The sequence below is a fragment of the Rhodococcus opacus genome (genome assembly GCF_012396235.1).
GTDB lineage: Bacteria > Actinomycetota > Actinomycetes > Mycobacteriales > Mycobacteriaceae > Rhodococcus_F > Rhodococcus_F opacus.
Window position 1 is genome coordinate 80,512 of sequence record NZ_JAAXPA010000004.1, and the last position, 24,336, is coordinate 104,847.

25 protein-coding genes are annotated in these 24,336 nt (G+C 67.7%); 14 read left to right on the forward strand and 11 right to left on the reverse strand.

Going from position 1 to position 24,336, the window contains the following annotated elements; all coding sequences use genetic code 11:
• The first annotated feature begins 45 nt into the window (after positions 1-45).
• The gene (locus tag HGB39_RS06425; protein WP_005569985.1) at positions 46-1,101 is read left to right on the forward strand and encodes an SDR family oxidoreductase; all 1,056 of its coding nucleotides are present in this window, start codon (positions 46-48) and stop codon (positions 1,099-1,101) included.
• A gap of 11 nt (positions 1,102-1,112) precedes the next feature.
• Here HGB39_RS06425 and HGB39_RS06430 read toward each other — a convergent pair whose 3' ends face one another.
• Entirely contained in the window at positions 1,113-1,637 is a 525-nt protein-coding gene (locus HGB39_RS06430; protein ID WP_005569984.1) for a MarR family winged helix-turn-helix transcriptional regulator, read from the reverse strand.
• A 66-nt stretch (positions 1,638-1,703) separates the two neighbouring features.
• Between HGB39_RS06430 and HGB39_RS06435 the strand changes: the two genes are divergently transcribed.
• A complete protein-coding gene (locus HGB39_RS06435) occupies positions 1,704-3,116 on the forward strand; it encodes an FUSC family protein (protein ID WP_043791502.1) in 1,413 nt (470 codons plus the stop codon).
• A gap of 6 nt (positions 3,117-3,122) precedes the next feature.
• Here HGB39_RS06435 and HGB39_RS06440 read toward each other — a convergent pair whose 3' ends face one another.
• Positions 3,123-3,512 (reverse strand): hypothetical protein, encoded by a 390-nt coding sequence (locus tag HGB39_RS06440; RefSeq protein WP_241769564.1) that lies wholly within the window; start codon positions 3,510-3,512, stop codon positions 3,123-3,125.
• Positions 3,513-3,524: 12 nt separating this feature from the next.
• A complete protein-coding gene (locus tag HGB39_RS06445) occupies positions 3,525-4,112 on the reverse strand; it encodes a TetR/AcrR family transcriptional regulator (protein ID WP_005258858.1) in 588 nt (195 codons plus the stop codon).
• Positions 4,113-4,208: 96 nt separating this feature from the next.
• Here HGB39_RS06445 and HGB39_RS06450 point away from each other — a divergent pair, with 96 nt between their 5' ends.
• The 3 genes from HGB39_RS06450 (at position 4,209) to HGB39_RS06460 (ending at position 7,076) form a co-directional block, all read left to right on the forward strand.
• Entirely contained in the window at positions 4,209-5,243 is a 1,035-nt protein-coding gene (locus HGB39_RS06450) for an ABC transporter permease (RefSeq protein WP_005569980.1), read from the forward strand.
• A 20-nt stretch (positions 5,244-5,263) separates the two neighbouring features.
• Positions 5,264-5,932 carry a SanA/YdcF family protein gene (locus HGB39_RS06455; protein WP_005569978.1) on the forward strand — a complete coding sequence of 223 codons (669 nt, stop codon included), beginning with the start codon at positions 5,264-5,266 and terminating at the stop codon, positions 5,930-5,932.
• A 67-nt stretch (positions 5,933-5,999) separates the two neighbouring features.
• The gene (locus HGB39_RS06460; RefSeq protein WP_005569977.1) at positions 6,000-7,076 is read left to right on the forward strand and encodes a VIT1/CCC1 transporter family protein; all 1,077 of its coding nucleotides are present in this window, start codon (positions 6,000-6,002) and stop codon (positions 7,074-7,076) included.
• Here the strand turns inward: HGB39_RS06460 and HGB39_RS06465 are convergent.
• The 3 genes from HGB39_RS06465 to HGB39_RS06475 all read right to left on the reverse strand — a co-directional run bounded on the left by HGB39_RS06465 (position 6,999) and on the right by HGB39_RS06475 (position 9,279).
• The gene (locus HGB39_RS06465; protein WP_005569974.1) at positions 6,999-8,063 is read right to left on the reverse strand and encodes a GAF domain-containing protein; all 1,065 of its coding nucleotides are present in this window, start codon (positions 8,061-8,063) and stop codon (positions 6,999-7,001) included. The genes HGB39_RS06460 and HGB39_RS06465 overlap by 78 nt on opposite strands.
• 80 nt (positions 8,064-8,143) lie before the next feature.
• Positions 8,144-8,284, reverse strand: coding sequence for a hypothetical protein (locus HGB39_RS06470; protein WP_005569973.1), 141 nt, complete (start codon positions 8,282-8,284; stop codon positions 8,144-8,146).
• Positions 8,281-9,279, reverse strand: coding sequence for a ScbA/BarX family gamma-butyrolactone biosynthesis protein (locus HGB39_RS06475; protein ID WP_005569971.1), 999 nt, complete (start codon positions 9,277-9,279; stop codon positions 8,281-8,283). The genes HGB39_RS06470 and HGB39_RS06475 overlap by 4 nt, the downstream gene beginning before the upstream one ends.
• A 484-nt stretch (positions 9,280-9,763) precedes the next feature.
• On the opposite strand from HGB39_RS06475, the gene HGB39_RS06480 reads away from it, so the two are divergent.
• Complete coding sequence (locus HGB39_RS06480) at positions 9,764-11,236, forward strand: glycoside hydrolase family 183 protein (protein ID WP_005569969.1); 1,473 nt, start codon at positions 9,764-9,766, stop codon at positions 11,234-11,236.
• Between the two features lie 60 nt (positions 11,237-11,296).
• Here HGB39_RS06480 and HGB39_RS06485 read toward each other — a convergent pair whose 3' ends face one another.
• Positions 11,297-12,508 carry an SfnB family sulfur acquisition oxidoreductase gene (locus HGB39_RS06485; protein WP_005569967.1) on the reverse strand — a complete coding sequence of 404 codons (1,212 nt, stop codon included), beginning with the start codon at positions 12,506-12,508 and terminating at the stop codon, positions 11,297-11,299.
• Positions 12,509-12,634: 126 nt separating this feature from the next.
• On the opposite strand from HGB39_RS06485, the gene sfnG reads away from it, so the two are divergent.
• Positions 12,635-13,750, forward strand: a complete 1,116-nt coding sequence (gene sfnG / locus HGB39_RS06490; protein WP_043791510.1) for a dimethylsulfone monooxygenase SfnG — start codon at positions 12,635-12,637, stop codon at positions 13,748-13,750.
• 43 nt (positions 13,751-13,793) lie between these two features.
• Here the strand turns inward: sfnG and HGB39_RS06495 are convergent, their stop codons facing one another.
• The 3 genes from HGB39_RS06495 to HGB39_RS06505 form a co-directional block, all read right to left on the reverse strand.
• The gene (locus tag HGB39_RS06495; RefSeq protein ID WP_005569963.1) at positions 13,794-15,449 is read right to left on the reverse strand and encodes an FAD-binding dehydrogenase; all 1,656 of its coding nucleotides are present in this window, start codon (positions 15,447-15,449) and stop codon (positions 13,794-13,796) included.
• Entirely contained in the window at positions 15,446-16,153 is a 708-nt protein-coding gene (locus HGB39_RS06500) for a TetR/AcrR family transcriptional regulator (RefSeq protein WP_005569961.1), read from the reverse strand. The genes HGB39_RS06495 and HGB39_RS06500 overlap by 4 nt, the downstream gene beginning before the upstream one ends.
• A gap of 107 nt (positions 16,154-16,260) precedes the next feature.
• Complete coding sequence (locus tag HGB39_RS06505; RefSeq protein WP_005569960.1) at positions 16,261-17,586, reverse strand: MFS transporter; 1,326 nt, start codon at positions 17,584-17,586, stop codon at positions 16,261-16,263.
• 135 nt (positions 17,587-17,721) lie between these two features.
• Between HGB39_RS06505 and HGB39_RS06510 the strand changes: the two genes are divergently transcribed.
• From HGB39_RS06510 to HGB39_RS06520, 3 genes are read left to right on the forward strand one after another with little or no spacing between them, the layout of a single operon-like run.
• On the forward strand, positions 17,722-18,891 hold the full coding sequence (locus tag HGB39_RS06510) for an LLM class flavin-dependent oxidoreductase (RefSeq protein ID WP_005258841.1): 1,170 nt from the start codon (positions 17,722-17,724) through the stop codon (positions 18,889-18,891).
• A 19-nt stretch (positions 18,892-18,910) separates the two neighbouring features.
• The gene (locus HGB39_RS06515) at positions 18,911-19,363 is read left to right on the forward strand and encodes a helix-turn-helix domain-containing protein (protein WP_037204432.1); all 453 of its coding nucleotides are present in this window, start codon (positions 18,911-18,913) and stop codon (positions 19,361-19,363) included.
• Between the two features lie 9 nt (positions 19,364-19,372).
• Positions 19,373-19,804, forward strand: coding sequence for a VOC family protein (locus HGB39_RS06520; RefSeq protein WP_005258837.1), 432 nt, complete (start codon positions 19,373-19,375; stop codon positions 19,802-19,804).
• Between the two features lie 10 nt (positions 19,805-19,814).
• On the opposite strand, the gene HGB39_RS06525 is transcribed toward HGB39_RS06520, so the two are convergent.
• Complete coding sequence (locus HGB39_RS06525) at positions 19,815-20,327, reverse strand: CGNR zinc finger domain-containing protein (protein ID WP_005258835.1); 513 nt, start codon at positions 20,325-20,327, stop codon at positions 19,815-19,817.
• Positions 20,328-20,590: 263 nt separating this feature from the next.
• Between HGB39_RS06525 and HGB39_RS06530 the strand changes: the two genes are divergently transcribed.
• The 4 genes from HGB39_RS06530 to HGB39_RS06545 are packed head-to-tail and all read left to right on the forward strand — an operon-like array spanning position 20,591 to position 24,326.
• On the forward strand, positions 20,591-22,441 hold the full coding sequence (locus tag HGB39_RS06530; protein WP_043791498.1) for a hypothetical protein: 1,851 nt from the start codon (positions 20,591-20,593) through the stop codon (positions 22,439-22,441).
• Positions 22,438-22,632 (forward strand): hypothetical protein, encoded by a 195-nt coding sequence (locus HGB39_RS06535; protein ID WP_005258831.1) that lies wholly within the window; start codon positions 22,438-22,440, stop codon positions 22,630-22,632. Before HGB39_RS06530 ends, HGB39_RS06535 begins: the two co-directional genes overlap by 4 nt.
• Positions 22,633-22,995 (forward strand): hypothetical protein, encoded by a 363-nt coding sequence (locus tag HGB39_RS06540; protein ID WP_005258829.1) that lies wholly within the window; start codon positions 22,633-22,635, stop codon positions 22,993-22,995. It abuts the gene before it with no gap.
• Positions 22,992-24,326: a hypothetical protein gene (locus HGB39_RS06545; RefSeq protein WP_005569958.1), complete on the forward strand. Its 1,335-nt coding sequence runs from the start codon at positions 22,992-22,994 to the stop codon at positions 24,324-24,326. The genes HGB39_RS06540 and HGB39_RS06545 overlap by 4 nt, the downstream gene beginning before the upstream one ends.
• Positions 24,327-24,336: the final 10 nt, after the last annotated feature.

Consider the following 24,336-nt stretch of genomic DNA (forward strand, 5'->3'; position numbering starts at 1 on the left):
GACTCGGTATATCGCAACTTCGCGATATGTCGATAGGGGTGAGTGATGGCGAAACGCAGAGTGGCAGTGGTCGTCGGTGCGCGCGGGGTGATCGGCGGCAATCTGATCGACCACCTCGAGGCGACCGGGGAGTGGGAGATCATCGGGCTGTCGCGACGGGGCGGACCCGACACCGGCAGGGTGCGGCACATCGCGGTCGATCTGCTCGACGAGCGCGACGCCGCCGACAAGCTGGGTGAACTGCGCGACGTGACCCACATCTTCTACGCCGCCTACCAGGACCGTCCGTCGTGGGCGGAGCTCGTCGCGCCCAACGTCGCGATGCTCGTCAACACGGTGAACGCGCTCGAACCCATGGCTGCCGGGCTCGAGCACATCAGCCTGATGCAGGGCTACAAGGTCTACGGCGCCCACCTCGGACCGTTCAAGACGCCGGCGCGCGAGAGCGACCCGCCGCACATGCCGCCCGAGTTCAACGTGGACCAGCAACAGTTCCTCGAAGACCGTCAGCGCGGCAAGCGCTGGACGTGGTCCGCGATCCGCCCCTCGGTCGTGTGCGGATTCGCTCTCGGCAATCCGATGAATCTCGCACTGGTGATTGCCGTCTACGCCACGATGTCGAAGGAACTCGGAGTGCCGCTGCGGTTTCCGGGTAAGCCGGGCACGTACACGAGTCTGATCGAGATGACCGACGCCGGACTGCTGGCGGAGGCGACCGTCTGGGCCGCGACCACCCCCGAGTGCGCGAATCAGGCGTTCAACATCAACAACGGGGATCTGTTCCGCTGGGACGAGATGCTGCCGAAGATCGCGAATTTCTTCGAGCTGGATGTCGCACCACCGCTGCCGATGTCGATGGAGGTCGTCATGGCCGACAAGGAGCCGGTGTGGAACGATCTCGTCGCGAAACACGGACTGGAGCCCACGCCGTACTCGGACGTCTCGTCGTGGGCATTCGGCGATTTCGTCTTCGGCTGGGACTACGACGTCATCGCCGACGGTTCCAAGGCGCGCCGGCTGGGTTTCCACCGTCACGTCGAGACCGAGCGGATGTTCCTCGACATCTTCCGCGACCTTCGAGCCCGGAAGATCATCCCCTGAGGGGGAGGGGACTACTGGCGAATCCCGGATTCGACGTTGGCGGCGATCCGCCGGAGCAGTCCGGCCAGGACGGCGCATTCGTCCTCGTCGAGTCCGGCGAGGAATTGCCGGTCCCGTTCGACACGCTGCGGGAACTCGGTGTCGACGAGTTTCCGCCCGGACTCGGTCAGATGGAGCAATACGACGCGCCCGTCGCGTTCGAAGGGTAGCCGTTCCACGAGTCCCAGCCGGGCCAGGCGGTCGACGTGTTTGGTGGTGGATGCGCCGCTGAGCATCGTCACGGCGGTGACCTCGCTGGCTCGCAGTGGCCGATCGCTGCGGGCGAGTACACACAGGACGTCGAACTCGGCGCGCGAGACCCCGCTCGCGTCCAGGGCGCGGTCGAGTTGCTGCAGGGCCTGGGATCCGATCCGGGTGATGCGACCCATTACTTCGATCGGTGACGTGTCCACTTCGGGATGGGTCTCGGCCCATTCGCGTCGAACGCGATCGGTGAAGTCCTCATCCGGACGTGGGGCAGTGCTCATGAAATCCATCGTAGCGACCAACTTCACATTAATTCAGAACTATTTTACTAGTGAAGTATACGGTACGCTGAGGTCATGCAGGCTTCCCCTCGATACGCACCCGACCTCAGCCGGCTCCATCACTCCCGTGGGGCTTTGGCCTATTCGGTGGCGCCGTCGACGTGGCGTCGTGCGTTCGAGGTCCGGAACGCCGATGCCACCATCGCTCCTGCACTGCGGGTGGGTGCGGCGACGGCACTGGTACTGGTCATCGGTGGCCTGCTCGGGCACGGCAACCTCGCGGGTTTCGCGGCACTCGGTGCGCTGACCGCCGCGTTCGGCCGATACGAGCCGTACCCGCGGCTCGCCCGCAAGGCGGGTCTCGTCGGTGTCGCGCTCATCGCCTTCGTCGCCGGGGGAGCGCTCCTCGGTGCAGCGGGGCTGTCACTCTGGCTGCAGATAGCGGTCATGTCCGTGGCGTCGGGGGTCGCCGCGTGGCTGCTGGCGGCGTTCCGCATCGCCGGTCCCGGGCCGGTCATCCTGGTCTTCGCGGCCACCGCGGCGGTCGGGCACGCGACCCGGCTCTCCGATCTCGGACCGGCCGTCGTGGCCGTGGCGATCGGTGTCGTCGTGGGCTGGCTCGCCGCCATGACGCCCTGCCTGTTCGTTCCCCTCGGTCCCGCCCGGCTGGCGGTGGCGCGGGCACTCGCCGCGACCGCGGAACTGGAGCATGCACACGACGTCTCCGCGATCGCGGCCGCACGCAAGGCCATCGACAACGCGCGTGACGTGATCGCACACAGCGGGCGGGGCCGGGACGGGCACTCCCACCAATTGTTCGCGCTTCTCGCCGAAGCGGACACGGTCGTCGATCGGTGGGCGCACGAACGTGACCGCGACACCCTGCGCGCGCTCGTCGATCACGAGTCCGAACTGCGTAAGGTGAAGCGCCGCAGCGACCTTTCGGCGTTCGGAGCCGAGATCGCGGTACTCCCGAAGCCAGGCGGCTTCTTCGCGGACGGTCTCCAGGCGTTGCGGTCGCGAGAAGGGATCGTCAACGCGGCCCGTATCGCCGCTGCGGCCGCGCTGGCCGGATGGATCTGTGTGGCACTGGGATTGGAGCACCCGCTGTGGGCGTCGATGGGTGCGATGGCCGCGATGCAGGGTTTCAATTTCAGTCAGACCGTGCAGCGGGGAATTCAACGCCTCGTCGGAAACGTGGCAGGCGCCGTCCTCGCCGCCGGGCTGATCGCCGCAGCGATGGGGTACTGGCAATCCGTCGTGGTCATCGTGGTGCTGCAGACCGTGACCGAACTGGTGGTCATCAAGAACTACGCGTTCGCGTCCGTCGCCATCACACCCATGGCTCTGCTGCTCACGGGCCTCGGCTCGGCGGTCGCCCCGGACATCGCGGTGAGCCGCATCGTCGACACGCTCATCGGTGTGGTGGTCGGGGTGATCGTCTCGGCTGTCGCGATCAGCCGGACCGACCACCACCACGTGAACTGAGTCGGCTCAGATCCCCGTCGCGGAGACGTAACCGGCGAATCCGATGGCGCACGCGCCCGCGCAGAGGATCAGGGTTCCGCACGCCACCGGCCACGCGATCGTGCGCCGCGCGATGCGTGCGATCGTGACCAGGCCGCCGATCACGGTCGCGAGTGCGGCGACCGCGAGCGCCACGCACACCGCGATCCACGCGTTCTCGGCGCTGCACGTCTCGGGCGGGCAGTAGTCCAGGAACAGCAGCCAGAACAGCCCCGCGACCGCGGAGATGCTGGCGACGGCGACCGCGACGACGAGTGCGGCCGCCGACACGGCCACGTCCCAGCCGTTCAGCGGCGGCTGATCGTCACCCGCACGCGGGTGATTCCATGGATGTTCTCGAGGCCCCCCTGGCTGCATATGCGTCACAGTTTACTTCGGGAGGATCGGCGGCGGCAGCGGAGCCCCGTCCGGGCGCAACCCGGCGAGGAACACCGTGATCAGCCGCGGAACGAGATTTGCTGTCGTGCCGTCGAACATCAGCACGTGGGGCCGGGTGAGCATGGCGATCCCCATGATGATCTCGAGCGGCACGACGTCCTCGCGGACCAGCCCGACGTCCTGGAGCCGGCGAATGAAGTCGGTGACCGTCGACTTCGTGCGCTCCCTCGACTCGCGGACGTCGGATGGTAGCTCGTCGAGGCTGTTGACCAGCGCGGGAACCAGTGCTCCCATGCGCAGTTCGACCACTGCGTCGACGAACCGTCGCCACGCCCCCTCCGGGTCGTCCGTGCATTCGGCCAGTCCTCGGACGGCGAGTTCGCGGACTTCGGCGAGCGTCGTCCGGGCAACGGCGTGGGCGAGTTCGTCCCGGCTCGGGAAGTTCCGGTAGAGAGTGGCGATTCCGACGCCGGCCTTCGCGGCGATGGCGTCGAGGGGTGCGTCGTGCCCGCGATCGGCGAACACCGCGCGGGCAGCCTTGATCAGCGTGTTGCGTCGTTCCAGCGCGTCTGCCCGCACGATTCCACCTCTTCCGTTGACAACCCAGCATAACCGGAGGAATATTCTCCACAAGTAACGGAGAAATTTCCTCCACTTAGTTTGAAGGGGAGTCCGATGAGCACTTCGGATACCGGGACACTCGCGCCGCGCACGGAGCCGACCGGGCGGTCGGCGCACGGCCCGTCCGATCCTGCGAAACTGGCCGCTGTCGTGCTGGGACTCACCGCGGTGATCGCGCTGATGCTGCTGGCGTTCGCGTTGCCCGCCGTCAACAGCGGCCCGCACGACCTCCGGCTGGGCGTCGCCGGACCCGACGCGGCCGTCACCCGGATCGACTCCGCGCTCGCCGCGGGGCACCCCGGCGCGTTCGTCACCGAGCGCTTTCCCGACGCCGGTGCGGTCCGGACGGCGATCGAACACCGGGAGGTGGTCGGCGGAATCGTCGCGACACCGGACGGCATGAAGGTCCTGTCCGCGGGCGCCGGCGGGGCACCCATCGCGCAGACGATGAACGGTATCGCGGCGGGCATGAGCAAGACTGCGGGACACACCGTTCCGGTCGAGGACGTCGTTCCGCTGACGGCCGACGACCCCGCCGGCGTCGGTCTCGGCGCCTTGGCGCTTCCCCTGGTCTTCGGCGGCATGATCCCCGCGCTCGCGCTCGTGCGGCTGTTTCCGCGCAGTGTCGGTCGGCGGGTGGCCGGGGCGGTGCTGTTCGCCGTGAGCGCCGGGGTGGTGCTGACGGCAATCCTGCAGTTCGGTCTCGGAAGCGTCGACGGCAACTACTGGACGACCACCGGCGCCGTCGTGCTCGGCATCGCCGCCATCTCGCTGACCGTTCTCGGGCTCGAATCGGTGTTGGGCACAGCGGGGTTCGCGCTCGGCGCGGTGACGATGATCTTCTTCGCCAATCCGCTGTCCGGCCTGGCGACGTCCGCGGCGTGGCTGCCGTCGGGGTGGGGCGCATTCGGTCAGCTGCTGCCACCCGGAGCGGCGGGAACCATGGTGCGGTCGACGGCGTTCTTCGACGGACACGGAGCCGGTGCGGCAGTGCTCGTGCTGACCTGCTGGATTCTGTTCGGGCTCGGCCTGTGCCTGGTATCCGGACTGCGTGAGCGGCGCGCCGGGGAAGAACCGGCCGTCGCCTGACGCTGTGGTTTGATGGCGGCATGGGGGAACGACGGATCGTCCGCCGACTGGTCGGCATCGGAGCGGGCCTCGGCGCGCTCGCGGTCCTCGTCGTCGCGGCGTCGACGGTGTGGATATCGCGCGAGGCCTCCGGCCACGTCTACGACATCGACGACGCACCCGAAGCACCGGTGGTCATCGTCCTCGGTGCGCAGGTGCGCGACGGCAAACCCCGGGAGTACCTGGCCGGACGCCTCGACGTCGCCGTCCGTCTCGTGCAGGACGGCCGTGCGCGGGCAGTCCTCGTCTCCGGCGACGGCGCAGGCAGATCCGGCGACGAGATCGCGGCGATGACGGAATACCTGGTGGAGAAGGGCATCGACCGCAGCAAGATCGTCGGCGATCGGTACGGGCTCGACACCTACGACACGTGCGCTCGCGCCGTCCAGACGTACGGCGTGACCAAGGCGCTGATCGTCACTCAGGGTTTCCACGTCCCCCGTGCGGTCGCGCTGTGCCGCGGTGCCGGGATCGACGTCGCCGGTGTCAACGCCGGATGCGAATGCCGCCCGATCACGATGGCCAGGAACACCGTGCGCGAATCACTGGCCCGGCCGAAGGCCGTCCTCGACCTGCTGTCCGGGCGCGATCCCGTGGTGGTCTCCGAGCCGGAGGACTCACTCGGGAAGGCGCTCGCCGCCGAGGACTGATCCCGAACCGCCGCGGAGGGGAGGGTGCGTCGGTAGGCTTCTCCCGTCGACGATCGGGAGGCGGACGATGGTTGGTGCACGACCGGATCCCGGTCCGCGTGAAATCCGGAAATGGCGTCGCTACCTCGCCGACGAACGCGCCGAGGCGGCCGTCTACCGCGACCTCGCGAAACGTCGGACCGGCGAGGAACGCGAGATTCTGCTGGCGCTCGCCGACGCCGAGGGACGGCACGAGGCGCACTGGCGCGAGCTGCTCGGCGAACACGTCGGCAAGCCCGTACGCGGTGACGTCCGCACACGCATCCTCGGTGTGCTGGCCCGGCGGTTCGGATCGGTGTTCGTGCTGGCCCTCGCGCAGCGCGCGGAGACCCGGTCGCCGTACCCGACGGACGTCGACGCCACCGAGGCCATGGGCGCGGACGAGCGCATCCACGAAGAGGTGGTGCGGGCGCTCGCGGCGCGCGGGCGAAATCGTCTGTCCGGCACCTTTCGTGCCGCCGTGTTCGGTGCCAACGACGGCCTGGTCAGCAATCTCGCCCTCGTCCTCGGCATCAGCGGTAGCGGCGTCGACAATCACATCGTCCTGCTGACCGGGCTCGCAGGTCTGCTCGCGGGCGCGTTGTCGATGGGCGCGGGCGAGTACGTGTCCGTGCGGTCGCAGCGTGAACTGCTCGAGGCGTCGGCGCCGGGGCAGGGCGCCCGTGAGGCGGTGCCGCTCCTCGACGTCGACGCGAACGAACTCGCACTCGTGTACCGCGCGCGGGGCATGCCCGCGCAGGACGCCGAGAAACGCGCGGCCGACGTGCTGCGGAGAGCCGTTCAGCCCGAGCCCGTCTCGGGTACGGAAACCGCCGACGAGCACGAGGCCATCGGCACCGGGCTCGGTGCGGCTGCCGCGAGTTTCTGCTTCTTCGCGTCCGGTGCGGTGATCCCCGTGCTGCCGTACCTCTTCGGCATGGAAGGCACCGCCGCGCTCGTGGTCGCTGCTGCGCTGGTCGGCGTCGCGTTGCTCGGGACCGGTCTGGTGGTGGGGTTGCTGTCGGGTGGACCCCCGGTCAAGCGCGCGTTACGCCAGCTGGCAATCGGGTACGGCGCAGCCGCCGCCACCTACCTGCTGGGCATGCTGTTCGGGACAGGCGCCTGAGAGCGTCATCATCACCACGGGTGTGGAACCGTAGCCGGGGACGGCAAACGTGCGCACCGTGTGCCGGGACCAGGACCCGTCCGACAGGGCGACGCGGGCGACTCCGGGAAGACGAGCCGGGATCCGTTGCCGCACCGCCGCGAGGTCGTCGCCGTGCAGCAGCCCGATCTGCCCGCCCTCCGCCGCCGCAGACAGACCCGCCAGCGGTGCCGTGATCCATTTGATGGCGTACCCGTGCTGTGAATCGACCAGTGCCGCATGAACCCCGGCGACCGCGTGCACGGTCGACGCGACGTCCGAATCCATCACCCGGATCGCCAGTTCGCCGACGTCGGTCTTGTGCGTGACGTCGTGATCGACGCCCCGCAACACCACCCCCTCGGGTGTCTCGACGGCGCGGCGCACGAACCGGACGAGGCGCAGCGTTCCGTCGTCGTGGCGGGCGATGAGTTCGCCGGACAGGAACTCGCCGTCCCGCGCGTTGTCGAGGCGTTCCATCAGCACCGCGATGTCGGAGATCCGCGGCACCCTCCGATACAGGTCGGCGAGACCGAAATAGCCGTGTTCCGGCCGGGCGTCCGCGACTCCGTACAGATTCCGGAACTCACGGGTCCATCGAGTGCGTCGCGGACCCGCCGACACGGACAGATTCCATTCCCATCCCGCTACCCGGTGCGGCGGTGGCACCGGACAGTCCGCACGACCGGTGAAGATCTGCACCGCGAGGACGTCCCCACCCGGACCGAGTACCGGTTTCGCCACGACGAAATCGATATCGCCGACCGGCTCGCCGAGTGTCACCTGCACCGGCTGTCCCGACGACTTCACCGTGTCGATGGCGCCCGCCACCAGCGTCAGCATTCTGCCGCGGTAGACGTTGCCGAGTGGCCGGCACTGCCGTTGCTTGATGCCCTCGGCGATCACCGTCGGTGCGTCCCCCAGGATTTCGACCAGAATCCAGCCGTCGCCGCTTCCCCGTTGTTCCACTGGTACTGCCCCCCTCATGGCGCCCGATCATCCCACGGCGGTGATCCGGATGCTCGGCGAGACGGTCGCCGCGACGGCGTTCAGGCCGGTGCGGTCGCGACGGCGTCCAGGAGTCCCGGGAAGCGGAAGTCGATGTCGGATCTGCGCAGCTGAGCCATCCGCGAATTGCCGCGGTCGACTTGTGTGATCAGCCCGGCCTCGCGCAGGACCTGCGTCGTCATCGGACGATCCGATCGAGGGCGGCAGTCGAGGCGCTCACTCGCTGCAGGGTGACCCGGCCGTGTGCGATCTGCCGGCCCTCCTGCGCCAGAGTGACGGACAGGACGACCTGGCGGGAGCAGATTTCCGCCTCGGCGACGGCCGCGCAATCCGTCGGCAACTCCAGCTCGCCGAAGCTTTCGAAGACGGCGTCGCATCCCACGAGCACGAGCATTCGCGGGGACAGGCCGAACAATTCGTGTGCGGCGGCGAGGGCGGTCTGACGCATCGCCTCGAAGATCAGTGCGCCCGGTACGTGGTCGAGCGGGTGGTCGAACAGGCCCGGGTGGGCCTGATCGACCAGCACCTGGCTGCGCACGGTGTCGCCGTCGACCCCGATCCGGCTCAGCACCACGTTGTCGAACGAATGTCGAGCCACCTCCCGAGGCTCGACCCGCTCGTGCAACGGATGCGAACGGGCGGGATCGAGCTGCAGCGGTGCTCGACCCCTCTGCCGGAGGTGGTCCCACGCGTCGCCGGGCATCCACTGGATGGTCATGCTCATGGTGGCCGCGGCAGATCCGTCCAGCGCGAGTGTCATCGCGAGGGTGATTCCGACGATGTCGGCGCCCCGCCTCTTCTCGGCGGTGATCGTGGCATCCAGAACCCCCGCGGCGGGTGCGGGACCCACTCTCACGGCGTCGAGGTCGACGACCTCGAGCGCTCCGGCGTTGAACACGAACTTGGCGTCGAGCGGAGCGTCGACGTGCCGATGCGAGATCAGGATGGACGCCTGCCGGAACGTTTCGAGAAGAAGCAGCGGATCATACTGTCGTACAACGATATTGTGATCGCTGTAGTAGCTGTGGACCCTGGGGAGCTGCATGCCGAGACGGAATCGTGGGTAGCTCTCGCAGATGATGTCGGTGAGGAAGACCTCGCAGATCGCGGCGCGGTGCACGTGCGCGCGGGGGATGGACGACGAATAGGACAGGGTCCGTTCCAGGACGGCGGTCATGTCGATTCCTTTCGTTGGCAGCGGAATTCGCACGGGTCGATGTCGCCGGACGACGACGGCGGTGATCAGTGGAATGCGGGACCCGGGCAGAACGGTGGTTCGCGCTGGATCGGAAGAACGCGGGCGAGCCCGCAGCGCAGAGGGCGAGGAGCTCGGGGTCTCGTCGCGGGCCGGGGATCCCGGTGGATGCGCACGATCAGTGAATACCGGGCGATCCGGAGCGTCAACAGATGTAATCCTGTGTTCACCGATCCCGTGACGGTGTTCGGCAGGCGAACGTGACAGTCGAAAATCGTTGACCTGCGGTATCGGTGACTCCGCGTACGAGTAACTTCCGCTGTCGCGTGGCAGGAGTCACAGCCCCGGTTCCGGATCGGGACAGAAATGTTACTGCCAGGTATGGCGTGTGGTAACCGGCGAGCGTAGAAGGCCGATGCTATGTTCCCCTCGCCGGGAGTGGCCGGAGTTGACGGAGGGGTCGGGGATGTCGAAGAGGTGGGTCGCGTCGGTCGCGGCAGTGGCGATCGGCTCGGGCATGATCGCCTATTCGAACCAGAACGCTGCCGTCGCGGAACCCGAACCGGTATCCAACGGCATACCCGGCAGCGGTCCCTGCGCAAGCGAGGTGTCGAACGAGACGCACTCACTGATACCGGAGAAGCTCGAGATCCCGATCCCGTACCCGAAGATCACGACGGTGCCGTATCCCGCTCCCGTCACGGAGCCCGTCCGCGTCTCGCAGGCGTTGCCCGCCGACACGTGCACCGATCCGTGCCCCGACCTCACGGACGAGACCGACCAGGCCCCGGGAAACCTGTCGAGCGTGCTGAACATCCCGGACGTCAGCGTGAAGTTCACACCCTTCCACTTCGGTATTCCCGTCCCGGGCGCCGACATCCAGTTGCCCCCGCCGCCGCCCCTCGTGCACCCCGCGACCGAGGAGGCGCCGCGCAGCGCGGCCCCGGCAACCCCGAAGATCGGCGACGTGACCCGCGTGGCCAAGGTGACCGGGTCCGGTTCGGTCAGCCGCACCGACAAGCGTTACCAGGTCAACGGCACCGACCTCGGCATCATGTGGGAGAGCGCCCCTGACCAGATCGCCGTCGCGTTCGGCGACACGGTCGGCAAGGGATTCCAGCCGCCCGGTGGCCAGGGCGGCGACTGGCGCAGCAACGTCCTCGGGTTCAGCTCCGACCGCAACCTGTCCGACGGCATGAGCCTCGACAGCATGGTCCAGGACAGCCGGTGCCACGCGGCGGAACTGCTCGACAGCCGCAAACTCGACAACATCGAGATCACCACCATCCCGACCTCGGGTTTCGCCGTCGGGAACCGGCAGTACATGAGCTACATGTCGATCCGCACCTGGAACAGCATCCCCGCCACGTGGTGGACGAACTACGGCGGCATCGCCTACTCGGACGACGGTGGATCGACGTGGACCAAGGACCCGTACGCGAAGTGGGACAACATCTTCGGGGTCACCAAGTTCCAGGTCGCGTCGATGGTCCCGGCCGGCGACTTCGTGTACATGTTCGGCACCCCCAACACGAGGCTCGGCGCCATCGGCCTGGCCCGCGTCCCGGCCGCCGATGTGCTGAACACGTCCGCGTACCAGTACTGGCAGAACGGCAACTGGACGCCCGTCGGTGGTTACACGGAGGCGACGCCGATCGTGGACGCCCCCGCCGCCGAACTGTCCGTGCGCTACGAGGAGGCCACCGGCAAGTGGCAGATGGCGTACCTCGACACGTCCAAGGCGGCCATCGTTCTCCGTGAGTCCGACTCGCCGCAGGGCGTCTGGTCCGACGGGGCGCCGATGGTCAGCGCCGTCGAGTACCCGGAACTGTACGGCGGCTTCATCCACCCGTGGTCGAGCGGCGACGATCTGTACTTCACCATGTCGACCTGGTCCGACTACAACGTCTTCCTCATGAAGGCGGATTTAGGCGGCTAGCGCCCGTGCGCGGTTGACGAGTCCAGGGACTCGCTAACCGCTCACGGGTGGCGGAGCCGCCTACAGCAGGCCGTGACGGGGCGGGACGGTGCCCGACAGTGTCCACCGGCCGATGTGCTGGATCTTCCACCGAGTGGGGTCGTGCAGGGTGTGGGTGCGGGCGTCGCGCCAGTACCGGGACAGATTGGACGTTTCCGACGCACTGCGGGTGCCGCCCAGTTCGAACAGCACGCTCGACGCCTCGAGTGACGCACGGGCGGCGGCGACCTTGGCTGCGGCGGCGTCGATCGAGGCGACCGCGGCAGCCTGCTCGTTCAGGTCGCGCCGGGCTGCGTCGATGCTGCGCGCACCCTCCCGGAGGAGTGCCGTCGCGGACCGGACGCTGACCGACGCCTCACCGGCCAGTTGGATCAGCAGGGGATCGTCGACGGCGTCGGTGACGCCCGCCTCGAAATAGGGCCTTGCCTGACGTGCAGTTCGCACGCCCTCGTTCAGGGCTGCTGCGGCGATCCCGGCGTCGATCGCGGCGTGCAGGATCTGGGCCTGCGACCCGTACGTGGTGGGTGCGTCGAAGATGGGAGAGAACGGCACGACGTGGAACGCGGGCACCCGGACTGCGTCCAGCGTGACGGTTCCGCTCGCCGTGGTCTTCTGCCCCATGCCGTCCCAGTCGTCGACGATCGACAGCCCGGCAGCGGTGCTCGGCAGGTAGGCGACGGCCTTGGTGGGTTTCCCTGCCGGCGTCGTCGTCCCCGGAAGGGTGGCCCGGACCGCGATCCAGTCGGCGAACAGTGCGCCCGTGCTGTAGAACTTGCGACCGTCGACGACGAAGTCACCACCCTGCTCGGTGAGCGTCGTGGCGTCGATGTCGATCGTCTTCGTTCCGCGCTCGCTCTGGGCGTTGGCGAACCGGCGCCCCGCGAGCACCTCGGAATAGAAGAATTCCTGCTGCGCCGGCGTGCCCTGGTGACGCAGCACCTCGAGGAACGTGTAGTGGCTGTGCGGGATCTGCGCGATGCTCGGATCGCCCTCGGCCAGGAGACGGAAGACTTCGGCGAGGGTTTCGGTCCGCGCGTCGACGCCACCGTGCTCGCGGGGAACACCGAGTGCGAGCAGTCCGGACGCGGCGAGAGCGCCTACCTGTTCGTAGGGAAGTTGCCGACCGGCATCGCGAGCTGCCGCCTCCTCGGCGAATTGTGCCGCGAGATCGGCGGCGACGGCGAGGGCTTCGGCCTCGTCACTGATGCGGTGGGCGTTCTGAACGGCGGTCATGCCTGATCTCCCGGTACGGCGGTCATGGCGACGAACCTCACACGGACTCGCGAGCCGGGTGAAGGGTTGTGCGCGCAGTGATTGGAAGGGTGGGCGTGGGCTGCACGGGCGGGTTGCATGCTGGGTATGTCAACCGAACACATCGCTGAGCAGATCAAGTTCGCCTACTGGGTGCCCAACGTCAGTGGCGGGCTCGTCACGTCCGACATCGAACAGCGGACCAGCTGGGATTACGAGTACAACAAGAAGCTCGCCCAGACCGCCGAGAACAACGGTTTCGAGTACGCGCTCAGCCAGGTCCGGTACGAGGCCAGCTACGGGGCCGAGTTCCAGCACGAGTCGACCAGCTTCAGCCTCGCACTGCTGCTGGCCACCGAACGGTTGAAGGTCATCGCTGCCGTCCACCCGGGTCTGTGGCAGCCCGCGGTCCTGGCGAAGCTGGGGGCCACCGCCGACCACCTGTCGAACGGCCGGTTCGCCGTCAACGTCGTGAGCGGCTGGTTCAAGGACGAGTTCACCCACCTCGGGGAGCCGTGGCTCGAGCACGACGAGCGGTACCGGCGCAGCGCCGAGTTCCTGCAGGTGCTCCGCAAGATCTGGACCGAGGACGACGTCGACTTCCGTGGCGACTTCTACCGCATCCACGACTTCACCCTCGAGCCGAAGCCGCTGAACACGCCCGACCGTCCGAACCCCGAACTGTTCCAGGGTGGCAACTCCGCCGCCGCACGGCAGAACGCGGGCCGGTACTCCGACTGGTACTTCAGCAACGGCAAGGACTACGACGGCGTCACCGAGCAGATCGTCGACGTGCGACAGGTGGCCCGCGAGCACAACCGGGAAGTGAAGTTCGGGCTCAACGGATTCATCATCGCCCGCGACACCGAGAAGGAAGCACGCGACACCCTCCGCGAAATCATCGAGAAGGCGAACAAGCCCGCGGTCGAGGGATTCAGGTCCGCCGTCCAGCAGGCCGGCGCGTCCACCGCCGACAAGTCGGGGATGTGGGCCGACTCCACGTTCGAGGATCTCGTCCAGTACAACGACGGATTCCGCTCCCAGCTGATCGGGACGCCGGAGCAGATCGCCGAGCGCATCGTCGAATACCGCCGCCGCGGAGTCGACCTCATCCTGGGCGGCTTCCTGCACTTCCAGGAGGAGATCGAGTACTTCGGCACCAACGTCCTGCCGCTGGTCCGCGAACTCGAGGCTTCCGAGAGGCTCGCGCCCGTGAGCGGTTAGCGAGTCCAGGGACTCGTCAACCACGCACGGGCGGCGGAGCCGCCTACAGGTGCCGGGCCAGCGCGCGACCCGCGGCCCGGCCGGAGAAGATGCAGCCGCCGAGGAAGGTGCCCTCGAGCGCGCTGTAACCGTGGACGCCGCCACCACCGAATCCGGCGACCTCACCGGCGGCGTAGAGACCCTCGAACGGTGTGCCGTCGGGCCTGATCACCTGCGAGTCGAGGTTGGTCTCGAGCCCGCCGAGGGTCTTGCGGGTGAGCAGGTGCAACCGGACCGCGATCAGCGGACCGTTCTTGGGATCGAGCAGCTCGTGCGGGCTCACGACGCGGGTGATCTTGTCGGCCAGCAGGTTCCGTGCGTTGCGGATCGCCATGACCTGGAAATCCTTGGTGTAGCTGTTCTTCACCTCGCGGTCGCGGGCCACGATTTCGCGTTCGAGGTCCTCGTATTTCAGCGGTGCCTCCGGGGTGAGGGCGTTCATGCCGTCGACGAGATCACGGAGATTGTCGCGGACGACGAAGTCCGCACCGTGCTGTTTGAACGCCTCGACAGGACCGGGTGCGCCCTTCTTCAGGCGTTCGGCGAGCAGTTTGAAGTCGCGGCCGGTGATGTCGGGGTTCTGCTCGGAGCCCGACAGCGCGAACTCCTTCTCGATGATCTTCTGGTCGAGGACGAACCACGTGTGGTGGTGGCCGCTGTTCATGATGTGGTCGAGGGTTCCCATGGTGTCGAAACCGGGGAAGTTCGGGCTGGGCAGGCGTTTGCCGTTGCCGTCGAACCACATCGACGACGGTCCGGGGATGATGCGGATGCCGTGGTTCGGCCAGATCGGGTCCCAGTTCTGGATGCCCTCGGTGTAGTGCCACATCCGGTCGCGGTTCACGATGTTGCCGCCGGCGTTCTCGGTGATCTCGAGCATGCGGCCGTCGACGTGCGCGGGGACGCCGGCGAGCATGTTCTCGGGAGCCTTGCCGAGGCGCGCGGGCCAGTTCTTCTTGACCAGTTCGGGATTGCCGCCGATGCCGCCGGACGTGACGACGACGGCCTGCGCGGAGAATTCGAACTCCCCGACCGCGGTCCGCGAACTTTTCACACCGCGTGCTTCGGTGGACGGTTCCAGGATTGTGCCGCGCACGCCGGTGGCGGCGCCGTCGGTGACGACGATCTCGTCGACCTGGTGACGATGCTTGAACGTGACGAGGCCCCGCTTCGACGCGGCCATCACGCGCGTGAGGAAGACTTCGACGACCCCCGGTCCGGTGCCCCAGGTGATGTGGAAGCGCGGGACGGAATTGCCCTGTCCGAGTGCGGATCCGCGTCCGCGTTCGGCCCACCCGACGTTCGGCATCAACCGCAGCCCGAGGTCGTGGAGGTAGTGCCGCTTCTCGCCTGCCGCGAACTCGACGTACGCCTGGGCCCACAGCCGCGGCCACTGATCTTCGCGGGCGCGATCGAATGCCGCAGTGCCCATCCAGTCCTGGATCGCCAGTTCGTACGAGTCCTTGATGCCGAGGCGCCGCTGTTCGGGGCTGTCGACGAGGAACAGGCCGCCGAGCGACCAGAAGGCCTGCCCGCCGAGATTCGCCGAACTCTCCTGGTCGACGACGAGCACCTTCCGGCCGGCCTTGACCATCTCGTAGGTGGCGACGAGTCCGGCCAATCCGGCGCCGACGACGATCACATCAGCCTGTTCGGTCACGAGGACCCCTCTTTCCGGTGTGTGTGGGTGTGGGTGGTGTCGGGTTCGGTGTACGCGGCCACGACGTGGGTGAACAGTTCGAGACGCAGTTCCCGGGCGGACGCGTCGTCGTCTTCGATGAGGCACTGGACGCTCGTGCCGTCGTGCAGGGCGACGAGCGCGCGGCCGAGCACCCGGGGATCGCCGACGACGCGGCGCCCGAGCCGGTGCAGCGCCTTCTCGAGGATCGGCACGATGGTCTCCAGAATCGTGTCCTCACGTGCTGCGAGGGCCTTCTTCAGCGACGGGTTGCGCAGGGCGTGGGCGGTGAATTCCGCGTTGATCCGGTACCACTGGTCGTCGACGGGGACGACTCCGAGCACCAGTTCGGTACCGGCGCGCAGTTTTTCGGCAGGCGTGAGCCCCGAGAGGTCGATGCTGGACGAGTCGGCGGCCAGCCGGATCTGTGCGAGCATCGCGCTGGAGCGCTGTTCCCACATGGCGAAGAACATCTCGTCCAGCGATGCGAAGTTGGAGTAGAAGGCGCCGCGGGTGTAACCACCGCGTTCGCAGATCTGCTCGACCGTCGACCGTCCGAAGCCGTTCTCCGCGAACACCTCGACCGCGGCGTCGAGCAGACGCCGACGCGTCTGGCCTCGCCGTTTCGTGACCCGGCGGGGTGTGTCGGTGGCAGGCTCGGTGGAGCGCGCCGGCGACGTCGGCATGGGCACTCCTCCGATCGGTTCGACAGCAGCCGTCGATACACTAGCGTATCGGATACACCAGTGTATCGAACTCGGCTGTCAGAGCCCGTCCGGAGAGTTCTGCGGTCTCAGAGGTAGAGGTCCTGCTTTCGGATCAGGGCCGTCGCCACCACGCTGACGACCGAGGTGGCGACGAGGTATCCGCAGGCCAGCCAGGGAGTTCCGCCTGCGACGGCGATCAGGGCGGTGAGGATCATCGGCGTGATGCCCGATGCGTAGATTCCGGAGAACTGGTAGACGACGGACAGGCCGGTGTAGCGGATCTCGGTGGGGTACAGGCTCGCGTAAAGCGTGCCCTGCGCACCGTAGAAGAGGGCATGGACGACGCCGAACACGAGCACCATCGCGACACCGAACAGGATGAGATTCTCCGTGCCGAACAAGGCGAACGCGGGGAAGACCGCGAGCCCGTAGGCCCCGATCCCGACGAGGTAGATCCTCTTGGCGCCGTAACGGTCGACCAGCAGGCCGGAGAACGGCAGGAGCACGGCCATGACCGTCGCGGCGACGGTGACGACCAGGAGGACGGGGATCTTCGCGAACTCCAGATTCTTGGTGGCGTACGTGATCGCGAAGACGCCCCAGGTGTTGAACGCGGCGCCCTCACCCCAGCGAGAGAGCAGGCCGAGGACGGTGCCCCGGCGCACCCGGCCGCGAAACACGTCCTTCAGTGGAGCGGAGGAGCGCTTCGAGAGGTCGTGTACCTCCTGGAACGCCGGAGTCTCCTCGACCTTCAGCCGCACCATGAATCCGACGAACACGAGAATCAGGCTCAGCAGGAAGGCGATCCGCCACCCGTAGGAGAGGAACTGGGCGTCGTCGAAGATCACCTGCAACGCGGCGAAGACGCCGGTGCCCAGGGCCAGGCCCAGCGCCAGACCGATCTGGGGGATGCTGCCGAAGATGCCGCGCTTCTTCGCGGGACTGTGTTCGACGGCGAGCAGCACGGCGCCCGCCCATTCACCGCCCAGTGCGAACCCCTGCAGTATGCGCAGGAGGAGCAGCAGGATCGGCGCGACCACCCCGACCTGCGCAGCCGTGGGCAGCACACCCATCAGAGCGGTGGCGATGCCCATGATGAACATGGTGAGCGCGAGCGTCTTCTTGCGTCCGATGCGATCGCCGATGTGGCCGAAGACGACTCCGCCGATCGGCCGGACCACGAAACCGACCGCGAACGTGGCGAACGCCAGCATGGTGCCGACGAACGAACTCTGATCGGGGAAGAACAGCTGGTTGAACACCAGGCTGGCGGCCGTCGCGTAGAGGAAGAAGTCGTACCACTCGACTGTCGTCCCCAGGAGGCTGGCGGCGACGACGGTGCGGAGCCGCTTGCGCCGCTCGAGGTCGGATTCGGTCGAGGATGTGTACGGGGCGTCGGACAGCGTAGTCATAGCGCGGCGACCGTAACCCTGCTCGCTGCGGTCGGGCACGATTCCGAATCACGGTGATCGAAACCCTCGCGCCCCGGCTTCGTCGTTGATGAACTGGCCTGCGCTGCCCATCTGTCGTCGACAAGAGGATCGCGCGTGTCTCTGCATTTTCACTGGTTCCTTCCCACCTACGGTGATTCCCGCAACCTGATGGCGGGTGGTCACGGGAGTTCCATGGCAGGAGACCGTCCCGCCACGCTGCGGTACCTCAATCAGATCGGCGCGGCGGCGGAGTCGAACGGCTTCGAATCGGTCCTGACGCCCACCGGCGCGTGGTGCGAGGACGCCTGGCTCACCACGGCCATGATGCTGGAGACCACGGAGACGTTGAAATTTCTGGTCGCGCTGCGGCCGGGTCTGCTCAGTCCAACGCTGGCCGCGCAGATGGCGGCGACGTTCCAGTGGCAGTCGCAGGGGCGGTTGTTGCTCAACGTCGTCACCGGCGGCGAGGACCACGAGCAGCGCACCTACGGCGACTACCTCGACAAGAACCAGCGCTACGCCCGCTGCGGCGAGTTCCTCGACGTCATCCGTCAGCTGTGGGCGGGGACCGGACCGGTCGACTACGCAGGCGAATACATCCGGGTCGAGAACGCCCAGTTGCAGCGCATCCCCGACCCGGTGCCGCCGATCTTCTTCGGCGGTTCGTCGCCGGCCGCGGGCACCGTGGCCTCCCAGTTCGCCGACACCTACCTCACCTGGGGTGAACCGCCGAGCGCCGTCGCCGGGAAGATCGCCTGGATCCGCGACCTCGCCGACGTCCAGGGTCGCACGCTCGATTACGGCATCCGGCTGCACGTGATCAGCCGCGACACGTCCGAGGAGGCGTGGGCCGAGGCCGACCGCCTGCTCTCCGCCCTCGACCCGGCGACGGTCGAGCAGGCACAGCAGAGCCTCGCCCGGTCGGGTTCCGAAGGTCAGCGCCGCATGCGTGAACTGCACGGCGGGGGAAGCGCCTACTCCGAGGACGCCGGAGCGCGCACCCTCGAGGTGGCCCCCAACCTGTGGTCCGGTGTCGGGCTGGTCCGCGGCGGCGCAGGCACCGCGCTGGTCGGCTCCCACGAGGAGGTCGCCGACCGCATCGCCGAGTACGCGGCGCTCGGGCTCGATCACTTCGTCCTCTCCGGCTACCCGCACCTCGAAGAGGCCTTCAACTTCGGCGAAGGGGTCCGGCCGATCCTCGAACGCCGCGGGCTCGTGCAATCGCGCAGTCACCGCCCCGGCGACCTGTCCGGGTCGACGGCGTTCCTGTCCTCGAGTCGGTAGCCACTGCCAGACTGGGGGCATGGCGGAAACAGCGCGAGTGCCGGGGGAACTGCTCCCGCACCTGCGCCGTGCCCGCGACCTCGCCGACCGTGACTACGCCCAACCGCTCGACCTCGGAGAACTCGCGGCGACGGCGGGGGTGTCGAAGTACCACTTCCTCCGGTGCTTCGCGGCGGTCTACGGCAGAACGCCGGGCGTCTATCTCGCGGAGCGCCGCGTCGAGCGCGCCCAGGATCTGCTGCGGGCGACGAACCTGACGGTCACCGAGATCTGCCACCTCGTCGGGTACACCAGCGTCGGGTCGTTCAGTGCCAAGTTCCGTCAGCTGGTCGGCACGTCACCGTCGCTGTATCAGGCGAAGTTCGCCGAGCACGGGGCGCCGCGCATTCCCGGCTGCTATGTGTTCATGCACGGGCTGAGCGATCGAAATGCCGCAATTTCCGAGAAGCGCGGGCCGTCGCGCCGGACATAGGTTGGTCGCATGATCACCAACGTTTCTCTCGTCACCCTGTGGGTCACCGACCAGGACGACGCGAAGAAGTTCTACATCGACACGCTCGGTTTCGCCGAGGGCACCGACGTCACGATGGGCGACGGGTTCCGGTGGGTGACGATCCTGCACCCCGACCACCCGGAACTCGAGGTCACGCTCATGAAGCCCGGGCCGCCGCTCGACGCCGACATGGCGGAGGCGATCCGCCGGTCGCTGGCCGCGGGGACGATGGGCGGATTCGGGCTGACCACCACGGACTGTCGCGAGACGTACAGGGATCTGGTCGCCAAGGGCGTCGAGTTCACCCAGCCGCCTGCCGAACGCCCTTACGGCATCGAGGCGGTGATGCGGGACAACTCCGGCAACTGGCTGGTGCTCGTGGAGAAGCGGGAGTTCACCGGAGAGGACTTCCCGCACTGAGCGATACGGGTCAGCGCGCCCGGTGGCGTCGAACGGCGTCCCGGTTCGCGCACTTCGGTGAGCAGTACCGCTGACGGCCGTTGCGGGACGTGTCGGCGTAGATGGCGGTGCACTCGTCGAGCGCGCAGCGGCCGAGCCGGTGCATGCCGCGGCCGACGAGGTGCAGTGCGGTGCCGACGGAGAAGAGCGCCTCGAGCACGCCTGCCAGCGACTGCTGGTCGTCGCGGTAGTGGAGGTGCCAGCCGTCGCCGGCGTGGTTGGTCAGTCGCGGGTAGGCGGATGCCTTCGTGAGCATGAGGTTGACCTGTTCGGCCCGGGCTTCGTCGCTGGTGGTGTCCGCGATCGACGCCCACCGGTCGAGCATCGCGAGCACGTCGGCGAGGTCGTCGTCGGTGACCGGGAAGTCGACGACGATGCCGGCGTCGACGCATCGGTCGACGAGGTCGCCGGTCGAGTCGGGTGGGTGATTCGCGAGGTCGGCGGCGAGGGTGACCGCGTATTCGCCGTAAGGGTTGAGATGCACAATGCCATTACATCATGCTGGGTGCATGAGCGAACATCACGAACACGACTGGCAGGAAGTATCTCGGCATCGGACGAGCACGGGAGTCGTCACGTACCTCGGCTGCTCGTGCGGGCGGTGGCAGTTATCGCTGGTCGAGGCGTCGATAGAGGAATCTAGCCATATCTACGTCTGATCGCAGATCTGAATAGATTTGCCTACGAACCGCCGTGTGCCGGGTCGAGGGTCTGGCGTTTTCGGCACGAGGCGCACATAATCACCACGTGAGCCAAGTTACTGTTACTCCGAGTTCACCCATTCTTGCCCAATCGGGCGGAGAGGGTGGCGGTGCGGCGTTCGATCAGATCATCGGAATCTCGGTGGCGACGGCGATCATCACCGTCGGTCTGCTGTGGATCGCGTACCTGCACCGCACACGCAAGATCACGTGGCTGCAGACGACCGCCGACACGGCGGCGCGCGCGCTCGACCGGCCCCCGTGGGTGGCACTGCCCTTGGTGACGTTCGTCGGGACCATCCTGACGGCGTTCTTCGGTTTCATCTGGGACGTCAGCCTGCACATCGGGCGAGGCCGCGACGACGGGCCGCTCGCGAACCCTGCGCACTACTTCATCCTCGTCGGACTCTTCCTGCTGTTCATCACCGGGATGCTGGCGATGATCCTGCCGCGCGACGAGAAACCCGGTCCGGCGGCGATCAAGATCACCCGCACCTGGTACGTCCCGGTCGGCGGCGTCCTGGTGGCCGGGGCGGGGCTGTACGCCCTCATCGGGTTCCCGCTCGACGACGTCTGGCACCGTATCTTCGGTCAGGACGTCACGCTGTGGGGGCCGACGCACCTGATGCTGATCGGCGGTGCGGGACTGTCGCTGATCGGCGTCCTGCTCCTGGACTACGAGGGTCGGATGGCCACCCCCGGTGACACGAAGCAGGACAGCAGGCTGATCTGGTTCCTGCGGTGCGGCACGTTCGGTGGCCTGCTCATCGGCCTGTCCGTCTTCCAGATCGAATACGACTTCGGCGTCGAACAGTTCCGCCTCGTCCTGCAACCGATGATGATCGCCGGCGCGGCCGCGTTCACCCTGGTCGCAGCGCGCATCGTTCTCGGACCCTTCGCGGCGATCGTGGCCGTGGCGGTGGCAGGCATCGTGCGTGCGATCACGGCACTGATGGTGGGGCCGGTTCTCGGCGCCCCCACGAACGTGTTCGAACTGTGCCTCGGCGCCGCGGTGCTGATCGAACTGCTCGCCCTGACACCGCTGATCAAGAATCGGGTGGCCTTCGGTGCCGTCGGCGGACTCCTCGTCGCGACGGTCGGGCTGTGGCTCGAGTCGCTGTGGATCGACGCCGTGTACATCTACCCCTGGCCCACCAGCATGTGGCCGGAGGCGCTGGCCATGGCCGTGCCGGTGGGCATCGCGGCCGGGGCGTGCGGCGCCCTGCTCGGGCGGGTGCTCCGATCCGAGGGGCTTCCGCGTCCCGCGATCAGCCGCACCATCGTCGTCGCCACGGTCGTGGTGATCGCCGGTGCCACCGCCAACGGACTCGTCGCGACCGTCCCGGAGAACGCCACGGCGACAATCGCTCTCACGGAGGCCGCGCCGGACGGCGGCCGGATGGTCGACGCGGAGGTGCGCATCGACCCACCCGATCTCGCCGGCGACGATCCCGCCTGGGTGTCCATTCTGTCCTGGCAGGGTGGCCCGGGACTGGGCAACGGATTCACGGTCGACCGACTCGAACGCACCGGGCCCGGCACCTACCGAACTCACGAACCGGTGCCGGTACACGGAACGTGGAAGACGTTGCTGCGCGTGCAGGACGGGCGCACGATGACGGCCGTCCCGATCTACCTGCCCAGCGACCCGGGCATCGGCGCCGAGGAACTCCCCGCCGTCGCGTCCTCGACCCGCGACTTCGTCCCGGAAATCACGATCCTGCAGCGGGAGCGGAACTTCGATCACCCGTCCTGGCTGTTCGGTGCCGCGTCGCTGGTCGTGCTCGTGTGCACTCTCGCGCTGATCACCGCGCTGGCCTGGGGAGCGGGCCGGATCAGCAAGTACACGCAGGGTCAAGCGGCCACCGGCACCCGTGAGGACGTGACGGTGACATGAATCCGGTGAACGACCCGGACATCGTCTTCCTCGCCGATCATTCGGTGCTGCTGGCGATTCCCGCGTTCGTCCCTGCGTTCCTGGTGGCCGGCCTGGTCATCTACCTGGCGGTCCGGGACCGCAAGGCGGAAGCCGCCGAGAATGCCGAGAGTGCGAAACACGGCCCGAGTGAGAAAGACGAGGAGAATTAGGTGATCAGGCGGTTGGCCGGAGTTGTCGTGGTACCTGCTGTCGTCGTCACCCTGGTGTCGGGCTGTGGAGGCGACAACGACACTCCGGCAACGGAGGACGGTGTCGTGATCGACGTCGTGATCGACAGCGGCTCGGTCACACCGAGCAACGAGCGCATCGAGGCCACGGTGGGGGAGACCGTCACCGTGCGGATCGAGAGCGACGCCGCCGACGAACTGCACGTGCACGCCGTGCCGGAACATTCGTTCGAGATTCACCCCGGAACGCAGGAAACCCAGTTCTCCGTGGACGTTCCGGGCCAGGTGGCGGTGGAGTTGCACGACACGGGTAAGACGGTGGCCACCCTGCTCGTGCGTCCATGACCGTTGTTCTCGCGCACGGCCTCGGTGGATCCACCGACCTTCCGATTCCGTTCACGTATGCGCTGATCGGGGCGAGTTGGGCGCTCACCGTGTCTTTCGTGGTCCTGGCGTTCGCGTGGCGCACCCCGAAACTGGATCCGGACAGTCCCGGGCGGAGGTTGCCGGGCTGGGTGACGCGGTTCGCCGACGCGCCGATCACGCGGAACGTGCTGGCGGCGTTCGGTGTGGTGCTCGCGGTGTGGGTGGCCCTCGCGGCGTTCTTCGGACCCGCGGCATCGTCGGAGAATGCACTGCCGGGCGTGTTCTACGTGCTGCTCTGGGTGGGACTGGTCGCGGCGTCGCTGGCGTTCGGCCCGGTGTGGCGGGTGCTCTCCCCGGTCCGCACGGTACACCGATCGGTGTGCGCGGCGATCGGGCGCTCGCCGGCAGAAGGCAATGCGCGGTACCGCAACTCGTGGGGCTACTGGCCCGCGGTCGCGGGACTGTTCGCCTTCGTCTGGCTCGAGCTCGCCTCTGGCGACCCGGGTTCCGTTGCCGCCGTGCGCACCTGGCTGCTGGTCTACGTCGTGGTCACGACGGCCGGGGCCTTCGCGTGCGGCGAACGCTGGTGTGAGCGGGGCGATCCGTTCGAGGTGTACAGCACGCTGGCGTCGCGGTTGTCTCCGCTGAGCCGGGATCGGCACGACGGCCGGATCGTGCTGCGCAATCCGCTGGACCACCTGGGATCGATGCCCGTCCGTGCCGGCTCGGTCGCGCTGATGGCAACGCTGCTGGGATCCACGGCCTTCGACAGTTTCTCGGCGTTCCCGTGGTGGTCACGGCTGGTGGACGGAATCGGTTCGCCGATCGGCGCCACTCTCGTGCGCACGGCGGGGCTGCTGGTGTTCATCGGCTTCGTCGGGGTGTCGTTCTGGGTGGCCTCGCGGGCCGCGGGCGGACTACGGCCGGAGCAGCGCTCCGCTCTCCCCGGGCTGCTGTCGCATTCGCTGATCCCGATCATCATCGGCTACGTCTTCGCCCACTATCTGACGTATCTGGTGGAGAAGGGGCAGGCGACGGTGATCCTGCTGGCCGACCCGATGGGGCGGGGATGGAACCCGCTGGGGCTCGGCGACGCCGACGTCTGGTACGTGCTGTCCGAGCATCCGGCCGCGACGGCATCGATCAAGGTGCTGTGCGTCCTCGCCGGACACGTCCTCGGAGTGATTGCGGCACACGACAAATCCGTGCGGGTCCTGCCGCGGGGTCATCAGCTGACCGGGCAGCTGGCACTGCTGTTCACGATGGTCACGTACACCTTCGGTGGGCTGTACCTGCTGTTCGGCGGCTGACGACCCCGGC

Coding starts and splice junctions, on each gene's coding strand:
- HGB39_RS06460 (WP_005569977.1), top strand. CDS start 6,000: ATGGTTGGTGCACGACCGGATCCCGGTCCGCGTGAAATCCGGAAATGG.
- sfnG (WP_043791510.1), top strand. CDS start 12,635: ATGTCAACCGAACACATCGCTGAGCAGATCAAGTTCGCCTACTGGGTG.
- HGB39_RS06505 (WP_005569960.1), bottom strand. CDS start 17,586: ATGACTACGCTGTCCGACGCCCCGTACACATCCTCGACCGAATCCGAC.
- HGB39_RS06470 (WP_005569973.1), bottom strand. CDS start 8,284: ATGACGACGCAGGTCCTGCGCGAGGCCGGGCTGATCACACAAGTCGAC.
- HGB39_RS06440 (WP_241769564.1), bottom strand. CDS start 3,512: ATGCAGCCAGGGGGGCCTCGAGAACATCCATGGAATCACCCGCGTGCG.
- HGB39_RS06500 (WP_005569961.1), bottom strand. CDS start 16,153: ATGCCGACGTCGCCGGCGCGCTCCACCGAGCCTGCCACCGACACACCC.
- HGB39_RS06435 (WP_043791502.1), top strand. CDS start 1,704: ATGCAGGCTTCCCCTCGATACGCACCCGACCTCAGCCGGCTCCATCAC.
- HGB39_RS06450 (WP_005569980.1), top strand. CDS start 4,209: ATGAGCACTTCGGATACCGGGACACTCGCGCCGCGCACGGAGCCGACC.
- HGB39_RS06485 (WP_005569967.1), bottom strand. CDS start 12,508: ATGACCGCCGTTCAGAACGCCCACCGCATCAGTGACGAGGCCGAAGCC.
- HGB39_RS06425 (WP_005569985.1), top strand. CDS start 46: ATGGCGAAACGCAGAGTGGCAGTGGTCGTCGGTGCGCGCGGGGTGATC.
- HGB39_RS06515 (WP_037204432.1), top strand. CDS start 18,911: ATGGCGGAAACAGCGCGAGTGCCGGGGGAACTGCTCCCGCACCTGCGC.
- HGB39_RS06455 (WP_005569978.1), top strand. CDS start 5,264: ATGGGGGAACGACGGATCGTCCGCCGACTGGTCGGCATCGGAGCGGGC.
- HGB39_RS06535 (WP_005258831.1), top strand. CDS start 22,438: ATGAATCCGGTGAACGACCCGGACATCGTCTTCCTCGCCGATCATTCG.
- HGB39_RS06480 (WP_005569969.1), top strand. CDS start 9,764: ATGTCGAAGAGGTGGGTCGCGTCGGTCGCGGCAGTGGCGATCGGCTCG.
- HGB39_RS06545 (WP_005569958.1), top strand. CDS start 22,992: ATGACCGTTGTTCTCGCGCACGGCCTCGGTGGATCCACCGACCTTCCG.
- HGB39_RS06475 (WP_005569971.1), bottom strand. CDS start 9,279: ATGACCGCCGTCCTGGAACGGACCCTGTCCTATTCGTCGTCCATCCCC.
- HGB39_RS06430 (WP_005569984.1), bottom strand. CDS start 1,637: ATGGATTTCATGAGCACTGCCCCACGTCCGGATGAGGACTTCACCGAT.
- HGB39_RS06520 (WP_005258837.1), top strand. CDS start 19,373: ATGATCACCAACGTTTCTCTCGTCACCCTGTGGGTCACCGACCAGGAC.